The sequence below is a fragment of the Paenibacillus sp. OV219 genome (assembly GCF_900110075.1).
Lineage (GTDB): Bacteria > Bacillota > Bacilli > Paenibacillales > Paenibacillaceae > Paenibacillus_Z.
This window is the reverse complement of record NZ_FOCJ01000001.1, coordinates 918,050-932,846: the sequence shown is the minus strand read 5'-3', so window position 1 is coordinate 932,846 and position 14,797 is coordinate 918,050. Positions and strand designations below refer to the sequence as shown.

The 14,797-nt window shown below is 49.9% G+C and carries 14 protein-coding genes; 3 read left to right on the top strand and 11 right to left on the bottom strand.

What is annotated here, in order from left to right:
* Positions 1 to 12: 12 nt before the first annotated feature.
* From BMY11_RS04050 to BMY11_RS04025, 6 genes are all read right to left on the bottom strand, one after another.
* Positions 13 to 1,533, bottom strand: coding sequence for an ATP-binding cassette domain-containing protein (locus BMY11_RS04050; protein ID WP_090573156.1), 1,521 nt, complete (start codon positions 1,531 to 1,533; stop codon positions 13 to 15).
* Positions 1,534 to 1,662: 129 nt separating this feature from the next.
* Entirely contained in the window at positions 1,663 to 2,760 is a 1,098-nt protein-coding gene (locus tag BMY11_RS04045; RefSeq protein WP_090573155.1) for a sugar ABC transporter substrate-binding protein, read from the bottom strand.
* Between the two features lie 199 nt (positions 2,761 to 2,959).
* A complete protein-coding gene (xylF, locus tag BMY11_RS04040) occupies positions 2,960 to 4,060 on the bottom strand; it encodes a D-xylose ABC transporter substrate-binding protein (RefSeq protein WP_256217293.1) in 1,101 nt (366 codons plus the stop codon).
* 16 nt (positions 4,061 to 4,076) lie between these two features.
* Positions 4,077 to 5,666, bottom strand: a complete 1,590-nt coding sequence (locus tag BMY11_RS04035; RefSeq protein WP_177182480.1) for a response regulator transcription factor — start codon at positions 5,664 to 5,666, stop codon at positions 4,077 to 4,079.
* Complete coding sequence (locus tag BMY11_RS04030) at positions 5,663 to 7,102, bottom strand: sensor histidine kinase (protein WP_090573153.1); 1,440 nt, start codon at positions 7,100 to 7,102, stop codon at positions 5,663 to 5,665. Before BMY11_RS04030 ends, BMY11_RS04035 begins: the two co-directional genes overlap by 4 nt.
* 3 nt (positions 7,103 to 7,105) lie before the next feature.
* Positions 7,106 to 8,086: a substrate-binding domain-containing protein gene (locus BMY11_RS04025; protein WP_090573152.1), complete on the bottom strand. Its 981-nt coding sequence runs from the start codon at positions 8,084 to 8,086 to the stop codon at positions 7,106 to 7,108.
* 188 nt (positions 8,087 to 8,274) lie between these two features.
* Here BMY11_RS04025 and BMY11_RS04020 point away from each other — a divergent pair, with 188 nt between their 5' ends.
* From BMY11_RS04020 to BMY11_RS04010, 3 genes are all read left to right on the top strand, one after another.
* A complete protein-coding gene (locus BMY11_RS04020) occupies positions 8,275 to 8,787 on the top strand; it encodes a tetratricopeptide repeat protein (RefSeq protein ID WP_090573151.1) in 513 nt (170 codons plus the stop codon).
* Positions 8,788 to 8,899: 112 nt separating this feature from the next.
* Positions 8,900 to 9,313 (top strand): VOC family protein, encoded by a 414-nt coding sequence (locus BMY11_RS04015; RefSeq protein WP_090573150.1) that lies wholly within the window; start codon positions 8,900 to 8,902, stop codon positions 9,311 to 9,313.
* Between the two features lie 119 nt (positions 9,314 to 9,432).
* Entirely contained in the window at positions 9,433 to 9,690 is a 258-nt protein-coding gene (locus tag BMY11_RS04010) for a hypothetical protein (protein ID WP_090573149.1), read from the top strand.
* 598 nt (positions 9,691 to 10,288) lie between these two features.
* Here BMY11_RS04010 and BMY11_RS04005 read toward each other — a convergent pair.
* The 5 genes from BMY11_RS04005 to BMY11_RS03985 all read right to left on the bottom strand — a co-directional run bounded on the left by BMY11_RS04005 (position 10,289) and on the right by BMY11_RS03985 (position 14,792).
* The gene (locus BMY11_RS04005; protein ID WP_090573148.1) at positions 10,289 to 10,846 is read right to left on the bottom strand and encodes a hypothetical protein; all 558 of its coding nucleotides are present in this window, start codon (positions 10,844 to 10,846) and stop codon (positions 10,289 to 10,291) included.
* A 37-nt stretch (positions 10,847 to 10,883) separates the two neighbouring features.
* Complete coding sequence (locus BMY11_RS04000; RefSeq protein ID WP_218150159.1) at positions 10,884 to 12,155, bottom strand: glycoside hydrolase family 5 protein; 1,272 nt, start codon at positions 12,153 to 12,155, stop codon at positions 10,884 to 10,886.
* A 25-nt stretch (positions 12,156 to 12,180) separates the two neighbouring features.
* Positions 12,181 to 12,717 (bottom strand): GNAT family N-acetyltransferase, encoded by a 537-nt coding sequence (locus BMY11_RS03995; RefSeq protein ID WP_090573147.1) that lies wholly within the window; start codon positions 12,715 to 12,717, stop codon positions 12,181 to 12,183.
* 45 nt (positions 12,718 to 12,762) lie between these two features.
* Positions 12,763 to 13,677, bottom strand: coding sequence for a phytanoyl-CoA dioxygenase family protein (locus BMY11_RS03990; protein WP_090573146.1), 915 nt, complete (start codon positions 13,675 to 13,677; stop codon positions 12,763 to 12,765).
* Positions 13,678 to 13,757: 80 nt separating this feature from the next.
* Positions 13,758 to 14,792, bottom strand: coding sequence for a glycosyl hydrolase (locus tag BMY11_RS03985; protein WP_090573145.1), 1,035 nt, complete (start codon positions 14,790 to 14,792; stop codon positions 13,758 to 13,760).
* Between the last annotated feature and the right edge of the window lie 5 nt (positions 14,793 to 14,797).

The window sequence follows — 14,797 nt, the reverse complement described above, 5'->3', positions numbered from 1 at the left end:
AGTGTGTTCCCCCTATTGCGTTGCAAGTTGCATAATTTTCTCTTGATCCGCTTCTTCAATGGACAGCTCGCCCGTCATGCGGCCTTCCGCCATCACGTAGATACGGTCGCTCATTCCGAGCACCTCGCCAAGCTCCGACGAGATCATGATGATGCTCATTCCTTCTGCGATCAGCTTGTTCATGAGTGTATAAATCTCGAACTTTGCCCCTACGTCGATACCGCGGGTCGGCTCATCCAAGATAAGCAGCTTCGGTCCGACGAACAGCCATTTGCCGAGCGATACCTTCTGCTGGTTACCGCCGCTGAGCTTGCCGACAAGCTGCTCGACCGAAGGCGTCTTAATATTCAGTGATTGTTTATATGCGTTCGAAATTTTCACTTCTTCATTCTGGTTAATGAAGCCGTTCTTCGCGATACCATGCAGGTTCGCTGCCACAATGTTGCTCTTAATATCTTGAATGAGGAAGAGGCCATCGCCCTTCCGGTCTTCCGTTACATATGCAATGCCTGCCTTGATTGCATCCTGCGGATGCTTGAACGTACGCTTCTTGCCGTCAAGCTGCAAGTCGCCCTGCAATTTATAAGACTTCGGATTACCAAAGATACTTTGTGCAAGTTCTGTTCGTCCAGAGCCCATTAAGCCGGCAATACCGACGATTTCGCCTTGTTTAACTTGCAAATTGACGTTCTTGACGACGCTGCGACCGAGATTCGGATCGTATGCTGACCAGTTCTGAAGCTCCAGAATTGGATTGCCGAACATCTTGTTTGCCCGCTTCGGATAAATATCCTCGATCTCACGGCCGACCATGTTTTTGATAATGGCATTTTCGGTAATTTCACCTTTGGAGGCGTCAAGTGTACAGATCGTTTGTCCGTCGCGCAGTACGGTTGCACTATCGGCAATCGCAATGACTTCCTTCAGCTTGTGCGAAATCATGATGCATGTAATGCCTTGATTACGAAGCTCCCTTAGAAGCTCCAGCAAGTTTTCACTGTCATCTTCATTAAGTGCAGCGGTCGGCTCATCCAGGATGAGCAGCTTCACTTCTTTCGTTAATGCCTTAGCAATTTCGACAAGCTGCTGCTTACCGACGCCCAGATCTTTAATAAGCGTCTCCGGGTTCACATCTAGCTTCACCATTTGCAGCATTTCCTTCGCCCGCATAATGGTGTGATTCCAATCCACAAATGAACCGCGTTTAATTTCGTTGCCTGCAAAAATATTCTCGTATACCGTCAAATCAGGGAACAGCGCAAGCTCTTGATAAATGATGGCAATACCTGTTTTTACGCTATCGCTGATCTTGGCAAAGCTTTGTACATTCCCTTCGAATACGATATCTCCGTCGTAAGAGCCGTGCGGATATACGCCCGAGAGCACCTTCATCAGCGTCGATTTACCTGCACCGTTCTCGCCGACCAAGAAATGAATTTCACCCTTTTTCACTTTGAAGCTTACGTTCGAAAGAGCTTTAACGCCGGGAAATTCTTTGGAAATGCCTCTCATCTCTAATATATAGTCACTCATGTTCTCGCACTCCTTAACTAAATCATTCAGGCTTGAACTTGGCATCGCTGTCGATAGGCATTCCTGAATGATTAATCGAAGAATAGTGATAGATGATCTATCACTATTCCCCGAAATGCCTTTTATGGATTACAGACCTTGGAAGTCGCTAGCTTTGTAGTAGCCGGAATCAATCAGAGCCGATTTCACGTTGTCTTTGTCAACAACGATAACATCTGTTTGTTTCGCTGGTACTTTGATTTTGCCGTTATCGTACTCGCCTGTTGTTTCAGGTGTTTTACTGTCGAGGATCGAAAGCGCCATACCCATAGCGTCTTTAACGAGATTACGAACATCTTTGAATACTGTCATCGATTGTTTGCCGTCGATTACGTATTGGATGGATGCTTGCTCAGCATCTTGACCCGATACTACGAAGCTCTTCACATCTTTGTCGGAACCGAATACGTCTGCGATCGAACGAGCAGTGCCATCGTTAGGAGCAAGGATAGCAACGTCGCCTTTCATGTCAGCTGCTGCTGCAGTCAAGTGAGTTTGTGCTTTGTTCTTCGCTTCGTTTGCATCCCAGTTCGTCGTGATTTGACCGATGATTTTGCTCATTTGGTCGCGCTCCAGAGTTGCGTTGCCTTTCAGCCCTTCAGCTTCACTGGAGTTTGCAATCTTGAATGTGCCATCAGCGATTTTCGGTTGAAGAACCGACCATGCGCCTTCAAAGAACAAGAATGCGTTGTTGTCGGAAGCTGCTCCAGCGTACAGGTACAGTGGCTCGCCGCTGCCTTTAGCGTGGTCAACGAGGTATTGCGCTTGTGCTTTACCTACTGCAACGCTATCGAATGTAACGTAGTAGTCAACAGCATCTGTTTTCGTGATCAAACGGTCGTAGGAGATAACTTTAACGCCGGCTTTCTTAGCGGATTCAACAGCTGCTGCTGCCGCGTCGCCGTCTTGCGGACAAATGATCAATACTTGAATGCCTTTATTGATAAGTGTCTCAACGTTTTCTTTCTCTTTCGCCGAGGAACCTTGGCTGAACAGAATGTCAGTTGTGTAATCCGTGCCCTTGAGCGCGTCTTTGAAGCGCTGCTCATCTTGTACCCAACGTGGCTCATCCTTCGTCGGAAGTACGATACCTACGCTTACTTTGTTGTCTTTGCCACATGCCGCTACAACTGCTGCGAACAGCATGATAACGACTAGAAGCGCTACTGCTTTGAACCCTTTTTTCATGTTTGTTTCCCCTCTCGGTTTTTCTAAAACGCTTACAAACCAACTATAGCACCGGCTAAACATGTTGAAAGCGCTATACAATAGCACATTTTTTAGTCTATCTACACTATTTTGTGATTCTGGGACGAGCAGAGCGGATAATGGATAATCTGCATAAGAAAAACGCCCCAGCTATAAGCTGAAGCGTCCTTTGGTGCCGCTATTTCACATTGCGGTAAATGTCTGCTTTCTTATGAAAGCCATCAGCAATGATCGTCTCCTCCATGTTGTTCGAATCGACCGCGATCGGTTCGAGCAGAATGGCCGGTACGTCAATCTTCTTGTTAAACACCGTCCTATCGGTGTTTACCTCCTCGCCCTTCGCTAGCTTGACTGCGAGTTCAGCTGCCGCTTCCGCCAACTTCGGGATCGGTTTGTAAACCGTCATCGTCTGCGTCCCTTCCACAATCCGCTGGGCTGCCGCAAGCTCGGCATCCTGCCCGGAGACCGGGATCGTACCGGCCAGATGGTGGTCTGTAAGCGCGTTAATGACTCCACCTGCCGTGCCGTCATTGGCTGCAATAACAGCGTCGACATGGCCTTGATTCGCCGCCAATGCAACCTCCATATTGGCTCTTGCGTTAGCCGGAATCCATTCCTTCGTGAACTGATCATATACGATCTTAATGTCGCCTTTATCGACGAGCGGCTTAATGACGTTCATCTGACCTTGCTTGAACATATGCGCGTTATTGTCCGTATCCGCGCCTTCAATCAAGACAAAGTTGCCCTTCGGTACCTGCTTCACGATGGCCTCGGCCTGCAATTCGCCCGCCTTCTCATTGTCGAAGGAAATGTACAGGTCGACGTCGGAATCCAGGATGAGCCGGTCGTAAGAAATGACCTTGATTCCGGCTTGATGCGCCTTCGCAACTATGGCTGCACATGCTTCCGCATTATGCGGCACAACGACGAGCACATCGACGCCGCTTGAGATCATGCTCTCCGCTTGCGCGATTTGCTTCGCGTCGTCCCCGTTTGCCGCTCGTACATCGATCTTGGCGCCAAGCTCCTCAACGGCAGCCTTGAACAAGTCGCGGTCCTTTACCCACCGCTCCTCTTCAAGCGTATCTATAGATAACCCGATCACGAGCCGATCGTCGTCACCTGAAGCGCGTACATGATCCAACCGCTCCGGCTGTTTAAGTGTTTCGCCGATCTTCCCTTTATCCGAATTCAGCAGCGTGCAGGATGACGTGAACACAAGTATCGCAATGATCGAAGCTGCGCCAATCACTTTATAAAGTTTCTGTTTAGGCAACACGCATCATCGCTCCTTAGCTCTGTTTCTTCGCGGCCGGCCGCAGCAGCTGTTTCCGGTAATCGGTTGGCGTGCTGCCGACGATCTTCCTGAATACGCGGCTGAAATAATTCGGGTCATTATAGCCAATGTCGAACGTAATTTCCTTCAAGCTCTTATCTGTTTCCTGCATCAAATGCTTCGCTGTCTCTACACGGCATTCGGTCAAATAATCAATATAATTCATGCCGAAATATTCTTTGAACAGCTTGCTGACGTAGAAAGGATTGCGGTCTACATGTGCCGCAATGCGCTCAAGCGACAATTCCTCGTGCGCATGCTCTTTAATATAGCGCTTCAGCGTAAGCAAGAGATCAGACTCCATCTCCCCCTCTAGCGCAGCAGCTGTATGTGAAAGCCGGTTAATGATAGCCCGCGTCTCGCCTTTCAGCTGCACATAGCTTACCGCTTGGTTTGGATAATAGGGCGTCTCCACACCTACGCCCATCTCATGCAGCATCCGTGTTGCGATGATCAGCACCTCGAAGATGCGCTGCTGCGCCATGCCGAGTTGCTCGCCGGCTCCTTCATAGGCATCAATCATTTGAAGGGCTTGGTCAGCCGCTGCTTCCCAGCTTCCGCGCCGGACTTCTTCCAGCACATTCTTCTCCATCTCAAGCGTCTCAATCCGAGCGGGGACACCTTCATGCTGAGGCAGATCCTCATACAAACAATAGCGCGCTGGCATAGTGAGATCAACAGAAGCGAGCAACGCTTCATGATACGACTTGCGCATCGCATCGCCAATGTCAATGCAGAGTCCACCTATTCCGGCGAATGGTTCAAAGTCGCTATGCCGCTGTACGAGCTGCACCAACTTACGGCCAATTCCGACCGCATGATTGCGGTAAGATAGTTCCCCGGACACGAACACGATAATCGGTACTTGCTTACCGGATAGCTTGCCGATCCAATAATGAACCGAAGCGTCATTCAGCTGAGCGATGATCGTCTCGTATAACTGCTCAAGCTCGCTTGGTCCGCCATCGCCCTTCTTCGAATCCGAGAGCAGCAGATTGACGACGAAGCCGCCTCTTGATCCCGGTACGCCAAGCAGCTCGATGTTCTCGCGAAGATGAACAGATTGCACATCATCGAATAATAGCTGAGATACGATGTCGGCCTCCACAATCGGCAGCATTTTTCGCAATCGCTCCGACTCGAGTCGTTGGCGCTCCTGTTCCTTACGCTCTTCAATAATCTCGTCAACGACTTTGCCGATCGTTTCGAGAATGACTGCTTTCTTGCTTGGTTTAAGCAAGTAATCACTAACGCCGAGCTGCAGTGCGGCTCTGGCGAACTCAAACGTATCGAATGCAGTCACCATAATGAATTTGGCACGAACGCCAGCTGCTTTAATTCCCTGAATCGCTTCAATCCCGCTTAATCCCGGCATCTTGATATCCATCGTAATGAGGTCTGGCTTCAGCAGCTTCGTTTGCTCAATTGCTTCCCTGCCATTAGAAGCCTGTCCAACGACCTCTACCTCTGCGAGTCCCTCGGTTATTATTTTTTGTAATGCAATTCGTTCAATCGGCTCATCATCTACAATTAATACGCGTATCATTGTTGTTTCCCCCTCGGAAGCGTAAGCGTAATGCATGTTCCTTCGCCGATTTTCGATTCAATCGTAATAATATCATCAACGCCATAGAACAACTGAAGTCGATGCTGGACGTTGCGAATACCGATACCTGTAGAATGGCCTTTGTAAGTGGTGCTCTCCGCTTCCGATAGCAGCTTCTCGATTTGCTCCAGACTCATGCCTTGTCCGGTATCCTCAACTTGAACGATGACTTGATCCTGCTCTTGCTTCACACGCAGCGTCAATGTTCCGCCTTCTTCAGATGGTTCGATTACATATATAAATACGTTCTCCGCCAGAGGCTGCAAAATCAAGATCGGCACTTCGATATCAAGTGCTTCCTCATCGATCTCGCGAATGACCGTCAGCCTATCATCGAATCGCGCTTTCTGAATCGTCAAATACTCCTCAAGCACTTCAACCTCGTCACGCAGCGACACCCGGCTGTCCATTCTGCGCAAATTGTAACGAAGCATTCCGGCAACCGAGCTAATCAGCTCACTCGTCTTGTCAGCACCTGCCAGAAATGCTTCCTTCGAAAGCATATTCAGCGTATTGAACAGAAAATGCGGATTAATCTGACTCTGCAGACTCTTCAATTCACTTTCTTTCAGCATCAGCTTATGCTTGTGCAGATCATACTCCAGCTGCGCCTTGCTCTGGATCTCATCGAATAGATTACCGATGTTAAGCCGCATATTGTCGAGCGTTCTGGCAAGAAAAGCCATATCGTCGTTATTGCTGATCTCAATTGGCTTCTGGAAATTGCCGCGCGAGAGCTCACGCGACGCCTGCGTCAGCTTCAGAATCGGCTGGGTCACGCTGTTTACGAATCGGAAAGAGAACAGCAGCAGCAATAGCGATACGAGGGCGAGTGTCCAGAAGCCCATTCGGAACAAGTCATTGCTGCGCTTTATGATTTTGCGGTAAAACGCATCGTATGTCTTCTGCTCGCCACTGATTAGCGTCAGCGTAGTCTCGGAAATGTATTTGGAAATGTTTGATGCTTCATCGAATTTCTTGGCAACCGAGTCTTCGTCATTATCCGTCTGGAACCGAACGACGAGATCCATCGATTCAGACTGGCTCTCGATCATATTCTGAAAGTTATCCAGCTGCATCTCATTGTTCGGATTGCGAAGCCAGCTCAGCTCGGACTTTGTATGGAACAGTGTATTATTATCGTCCTGATACTGCCTTAAATTTGCCTCTGTCGGGGTAATGCGGTAATTATTCAACGAAGTGAGCGTCTGTTGGCTCTGCTGGGAAGCTTGATTCATAAGCAAGTAGCGCTGCAGAATCTGGTTGTACTGCTCGACAGTCTTCTGGTTGAATGCACTCATGGACAGCCAGATGAGCGCCATAATGATCCAGATGAGAATCGACAAAAGCATCATTTTGCTGCGGATCGTCTTCATATGCTATTTGCTGCCTCCTTCATCCGCCGAATCCACGACGCTGATTGGAGTAAAATAACTGTTGTTAAGCGGCAGCTGATCGCTGTCGAGCCAGCGCTTCACGAGATCGACGCTCATTTTGCCCATTTCCTCATAATGCTGTGACAAGCCAGATTCAACGATATTCTCCTGAATCAACTTCATCGTCTGAGGTGAATCGTCGAACATAAAGACTTGATAATGGCTTGACCGCGAACGGGTCCCTCCTGCTTGCACGATGCTTCTGCCAGACTCCGCCTTCAAGCCAATGAATGCTTTTGCAGCTGGATAATGATTCAGGATATCAAAGGTCTGCATATTCGCAGGTCCATTCACATTGTCCATCGAGGAAGTAACAAGCTTGATAGCCGGATAGCTCTTCAGCACTTCATGCAAGCCTTGCTGACGCAGCTTATCCGTGTCCGAAGCTTCCGTGTTCGTAATGACGCCTACCGTGCCTTGCCCGACCAGCTTCTGAGCAATATGCTTCCCCATCAGAATGCCTTCTTGATAATGGTCCGATCCGACATACGACTTACGCAGACTATCCGGTGAATCTGAATTGATCGTCACGACAGGAATTCCGCTGAATATCGCCTTATTGACCATCTGGACAAAATCCGGCCGATCTGCGCCCTCGATAATAATGCCGTCGACTTTGGAAGCGATTGCAATATCGACCTGCTTAATAAGCTCTTCCACATTCGAGCGGTAGACCCCCCAGAACTCGATTGCCATGCCGTGCGACGCCGCTGCATCCCGCGCTCCACGCTGGATTTCGTTCATCATATAGCTGCCCTGCTCCTGAGAAATGATAACGATATGCGGCTTGGATGACGTTAGCACAGGCTCCGCAATGTTAGTCATGCCAAGGTCATTGGAATATAGCGTAAACATGGAATAGAGCGTAACGGCCAAGGCGGCCAAGCTAATTCCGATGATGGAATAAAAAATGGGCTTTTTCATATAGGCTCCCTCAGCTTGCGCGATTTTCACGTAATTCTATCATGATTATATCGTTTCGAAAATGATTGTAAAATATGTTGCCCTCCATGCACGAATTTCTACTGGAAACTTATACAAAGGATACCAGGCGCTATGATAAAATGAGTCCATCTTTGTTGGCTCCTTATTAAAGTTAGGATGGTGCAGGTATGAAAAGAGAACTGCTAGCTGATTTGGTCGAAAAACGTGAGGAAGGTCGTGCTAAGCAGGATCAAGCGCTGCTAGGCGAAGTTCGGACGCAATTATTGTCTTTATTAGCCGAATATCCAGTGGATGCCGAAATCAACTATCAGATTGGCATCGCGCATGACAATTCCAGCCTTGGTAAGGAAGCCATTCCTTATTACGAGTCAGCTCTTCGACTTGGTCTATCCGGTGCAGATCGGGAACGGTGTCTGATGGGGCTCGGCAGCACTTATCGCTATTGGGGGCAATACGATAAAGCGGTAGAAACGCTGCGTCTAGGAAGGCAGGAATTCCCAGACAATCGTGCGATTCAAGTGTTCCTCGCCATGGCGCTTTACAACAGCAACAGCTACAAAGAGAGCGTAGAGCTTCTGATTCAGAACCTGATGGAAACGACCAGCGATGAGAAGCTGCATTATTTTAAACGTGGCATACTTGCTTACAATGAAGACTTGGATGAAACGGCGGAGAGCTAACTGAATGCGGGATTTCCTGTTGATTCCAAATTTGCTTTTGGCATCGGACATGTTAAACTATTGGAGGTACTTCTGTACCAAATTCTACTAACCCTTTGGAGGCATGATCGTAATGGCAATCAGTGCATACCTCAATTTCCCCGGCAACACACGTGAAGCTGTAGAATACTACGCTGAAGTGTTCAATGTCGAAGTAACGAACCTCGCAACTTTCGACAGTGTGCCGGCGCATCCGGATTACCCGCTTCCTCCAGGAACTGAAAAGCACATCATGCACGCTCGCATCCATGCTTATGGCAGCGACCTCATGTTCTCTGATACTTTCCCGGGAATGCCGCTCACGATGGGCAATAACATCACGCTTGCAATCGTCATTAACGACGCAGAAGAGCTTACTCGTGTCTACAATCGCATTAGTGGTGATGGTACAGCTACAATGCCGCTGCAAGAGACTTTCTGGAGCAAGCTTTATGGACAAGCAACAGATAAGTTCGGCATTTTGTGGCAGTTTAACATGGAAATTTAATGGTTCAACGAAGAGGACAAGCCAGCAACTGGCTGTCCTTTTTTTATTTGCGGACATGCGCACAAGTCTCCCCTCTCATAGATTCATATCGTAGAGCAAATAGGATTGGAGGATGAGAGATGGGCAGACTACACCGTTGTTCCTGCAGAAAAGTAGTCAACATCACCTACAATATTTCGATTCACTACGGCCATCGGATCAAAATCATTCAAAAAGCGGAAAGCGGCGGCATGATCAACCGCCACGTCGGATTCGCAGCGACCCAAGGCGGACAGATCGCTGTCAACCGGAGCATCAACGATCAAGCGGGCGAGCGAAATCCGCAGCCTGGCAGCAGCAGTGCTTGGGTGAACACGAAGATGCTTCGCAAACGGTAAGGAAGAAGAAGCCGAGAGATCAGGATTGGTCTCTCGGCTTCTTCTTGTTTATGTGATTGCTGCAGCGCGGGAACAGCGTGGTGAGGGCGGGTTTTTCCGCTCTTTGCGGGAAAAGGCTGCGTCTCGGGCGATTTCGTTCTCCTAGAGAGGCTTCTTCCTCTCTCACCGCGGGGTTCCCGCGATTTCGGGGGCTGAGAGCGGGTTTTCCCTCTCTTCGAGGAGAAAAGGCTACTTTCTCGGCCTTCTCGGGTGCCGAGAGAGGCTTTTTCCTCTCTCGGCCCGCATTTTCTAAGCAGCCTAGACTATTCAGTTAATATTTACCATAGTGGTTATTGCGATTAGCATCCAACCCTCGGCATTCCCAGGAATCACGCCTTTGGTCCCATCATTTTCGCTTATAGGTTAGGTATGCCCTGCATAAATGACTTTGTCGCCGCTATTAGATGCCTTTATGGCGTTCCAGGTCTGAACGGAGTCTTTGGAAGCAGTCTTCCAAACAGCGGAGACATCCGGCTGTTCTCCCTTCGTCCACCAGCTAGCTGCCGTCTTTAGGCTGCGTTCTCAGATGATATAAGTTACCTGACCTGGTTACACCAATTCAGCATGACTTGGTGTGCCATTCAACGATTCCCCATTTGCGGATAATTTCTCGGGCTATTTCGGACGGAGACTTATTCTCCGTATCTACAACTACATGCTCCAATTTCTTTACGGCGAGCTCCTCAGCGAGTTGGGTCGAGCGTTTTAGATGCCAATTCAATGAATCGACGGTCTTTTCCCTGCCACGAATCCGAGCATGGTTGACGTCAAGTGATGCTACTAGACGAACTAGGAATAGATCAGCTCCGGGTACTGATAGTCGAATCTTGTTCAGATCCTCATCGCTTTCCATGACACTAGGAATAATCAGACACTTGGCTCCAAACGAACGATAATTATTCCAGACGGCAGCTAGATTATTAAATCCAAGCACCTTGTTGAAAGGATCATCTTTGGGCGGAGGAAACCCACGCCTCACATGATCAAGATCGACTACCGCATGCGGAAGAGCATGGTCATATTCCAGAAATTCTGATATGGCATCTGCGGTACTCGACTTTCCGATGCCAACAGGGCCAATGATATTTAGCACAGGAACAGGAACTTTTGTGTTCATAGCATCCACTCCCGAATAAATCTTTTCACTAACTTTGCTAATTAGGAGGAATAAGTGCTTCCAACAATTCCTTTCGATACTGATTAGCTACTGGGTCATATACGCCGAAACCTGAGCAAAATTCCCAGTAAGCCCAGCTGAAGCCACGCTTCTCCGCTTCCTCTCGCACAAAGGTCGTCCAGCGTGCTCGTGAAGGCATATCAGCTTTGCTGTACGCGCCGAATTCTCCAAGATAGACCGGTCGGTTGTTCTCCTTTGCCCAATTTGCCACCTTATCAAATGCTTCCACAATCGAATTGGGACCTGCCGGATTCGTTTCTGCCGGATTCGTATTGTAATTGCGGAACCAATCGTCCACCCACTGTACCTGCTTGGCGGCAGCGATCGGCTCCACCTTCTGTGCCGGGGGACCTGGCCAAAGAATACCAGTGGTTCCAATCTCAGGCCCTGCCCATTCTGCCCCTTGGTGGGTGAAGGGAAAAGGATCATAATAATGAAACGTAACGATGACGTTGCGTTCGTCATCCGGAATGTCGAGCGACACAAGTTCAGCGTAATTGCTCCAGCTGACGGAACCGATAATGACCGAATGCCACTGATCCTCGCTCCGAATCGCATCGAGTGCTTTCTTCAGCATTCGATTCCATTTCGACCACGTCAGAGAACTATTTGGTTCATTGAGCAGTTCGAAATACACATTGCCGGGAAGCTCCTTGTACCGTACCGAGATTTGCTTCCATAGCGCCAGATACCGAGCCTCTTGCTCATCTGGATTCTGATAGATTTCATCGTAATTGTGCATGTCAAGAACGATGTTTAGCCCCTGCTTCAGCGACTGGTCGACGACCCAATCAATCCGTTCGAAGAACTTGGCTTCAATCGTGTAAGGAGCATTCATATCCGCGTGTGCCGACCACTTGATCGGAACCCGAACTGTTTCGAAGCCTGCATCCTTGATCGTCTTGAAATAGCTTTCCTGTAAAGTGACTCCCCATTCCCCTTCTATCGGTGCCTCAAGCGCGTTGCCAAGATTGATGCCTCTCCCGAGCCGTTTCGCCTGTTGAAATACGTCAAGCGGCCCCGACTGTGGATCGCGCTTCGGTAACTTCGGATCCGGAGTAGTCTCGGGCAAAGCAGTCGGAGTCGGGCCCGCAGACGGCGTATTCTTCTCCACTTTATTCGCTGCCGGCGTGACATTCTCCGCCTTGTTTGATACCTTCTCTCCTAGGTTTTGCGAGCCGTCCATACACCCCGTTGCCACAACAAACACGAGCAGCGTGGCAGCGAGCGCAATGCTCCATCTTTTCATGTGTCACGACTCCCTTGAAGTAAACTCATTCAATATATTTTTCTAAAATGAAGATGACTTCTCTTGGATTGTAACTACGTCTTAGTTCTTCTCTTCGTAAAATCCCGCTTTCAAAGTCATTAACTCGGATTCTATCCATTTCCTCATGATTTGAACCTATGACTACCAATTCCGTTGGTTTAAATCCATTTTTCAAATAAAAAGCTTCTACTTTGGGGTCATCAGCTGAGCCTACACCAATTTTATTGTATCCCCTTTGCTTCACGGCTTTTTCGAAAATAAGCAGCAAGTTTGTTCCAAGCCCAACTCTAGCATAATTTTTTGAATGATCCAGATTAACCGCGATCCCATTCAAATTAATGACTGCCTCATTTTTCTTAGATGGACTTCCATAGCAAACACCAACCACTTCACTACCATCCACCGTTACGAAATACAAGTCAGGATCACTCTTCACCCGTTGCAAAAAATCCTCAAAGGTCTCTCTGTCCAAATACTCACACTGAAGTGCATGCGCTGTTTCATAATCCATTTCCTTAATAAATCTGATCTCTTTCTCCACCAGACAACCCTCCGTATATAAAAATACGATTTCAGTCGACGCATTTTAGCTATGGACGGATGCCCGGATGCTTCGCTCGAGCGGTGAGTAATCGCCATATTCTTCTCGTTGCAGCGACAGTCTCTCCTTCAGCGGCGACGTTCGATTGCACATGAATCGGACCTTCCCGCTGTGGTTCGGCGATGCGGCATGCACGAGGAACGGATGGCACAGAATGACATCCCCGGCCTCCCCTGTCGTTTCCACGACCTGCAGCTGCGTGCCGTCTTCTTCGATGTATGCCTGATCCATGAAATAAGCATTCCGTTCCTCTGCGCTGAGCTGTTCGCCGTCCCGCTCCGTAAGCTTGGCGAAATACGGGTGCTCAGCATGCAGAGCGCGAATGCCTTCCCCCAGCTCGACGCCTTCCGGAAACCTGTTCAAGTGACGTGCGACCGTCTTATGGGAGCCTTGGACGACCAGCGTGCCACCTCCGTGTGGCGCGATATCCGAAAAGAGGCACAGGCAGAGCAGCCCTTGATCCGGCGAATCGACGTAATGCCGGAAATGAATGCCGTCCCAATGCCAGCCGTTCGTCGGCACGAACCAAGGCTCGTCGCGGCCGACGAAGAAGTTGACCGGCCACCAGCCCCAGCCGGGGAGCTTGTCGCCCGCCGTCTCGCCGGCGACGAAGCGATGGATCGTGCGATCCGCGCCCGTCAAATCCTCGACGGCGTCGGCGAACAGTGCCGTATTGCAGACGTCGAAAGCGGCGTGGCGGTAATTCTCACGGATGCTGACCATCGGCTCCTGCCAAGTCGAGGGATCCTCACGCACGACGCCGACCTTCTCTTCCAGCTTGCCCCACAGGAACGACTGCGCCTCCAGAGCCGCTTCCCGCGAGAAGGCGCCTTTAATATGCACATAGCCTTTGTTGATGAACTGTTCAATTTGTTCTGCCGTCAGTACTCGCAAACTCATGTTTCTATCAGCTCCTATGCTAGAATTGGAATCTCTCGTAATAAGAACGTCGGTCTCAGTACGAATCGGTTCGCTGTCTGTTAGGGATGAGACAGGGGGTAATGGACGAGATCGGGCAGCTCATCACGCGTCACCGTAAAGGGATGCCGATAAACTTTCTTCAGCATCTCCACTTCGGTGTATTGATTCGAAACGACCGTCTCGCCTTCCTCCTGTTTATGAAGGAAATTACCATACCACGTACAATTCCACAGCCAAAGCGCGCCGTCCTCGATCATCAGGTCGGGATCCGGAAGCGGTCCGTTCTCAGACAGCGCGATAATCTTTGCGGCATCCGTATAGCTCAGCGCTTGCCGGAAGCGGCCGACATTTGATTGATAATTCTGTGCGGGCGAATATACGTCTTCGCCGATGATGTCCACGTACGCATCGCCCGGATACCAGTCCTTATGCTGCCCATTCCACACCCAGATCAGATTGTGCAGGCCGTGCAGCTGCGTCATCCGGTCGTACATCAGCTTCCAGAGCCGGATGCACGGTTCCGATCCCTTGGCGCCCCACCAGAACCAGCCGCCGGACGCTTCGTGGAGCGGCCGCCACAGGACGGGGACGCCGGCTTCGCGGAGCTGCACGAGCAAGCCGGAGATAACGTCAATATCGCGAAGCAGCAAGACGTATTCCTCCGACGACGGATCGTCCATCGCTCTGGCAAGATCGAACGTCGTGGCTGAGGAGTAGAAGCCGCGGTGCCAGCCGTTGTCGGGCGGTCGATCGACCAGATCCTTGGGCGCGTTCCAATGCCAGCAGAAGGTGACGATCCCGCCTGCCTGCCACCATTGCAAGGCGAGCGTCGTATCCGTACCGACGGAGCCGCGCTCCGTGCGTGACGGAGAATCATTCATGAAATCGAAGCCGCCGACAGCCGGATAGTGCCCCGTCTCGTGGAATATCACGTCCATCTCCGGTGTAGCGTGGACGCCGATCTGTTGTCCGGTCAGCATCCGTTTGCCGTACGTATCGCACAGATAAGCCATTAGCCGCCTCGCACAATCGTCAGCCAGCGGATTAATCAGTTTCGGTTCAACGTTCATTCGCTGCGCCCACTCGACGTTCATCCTGC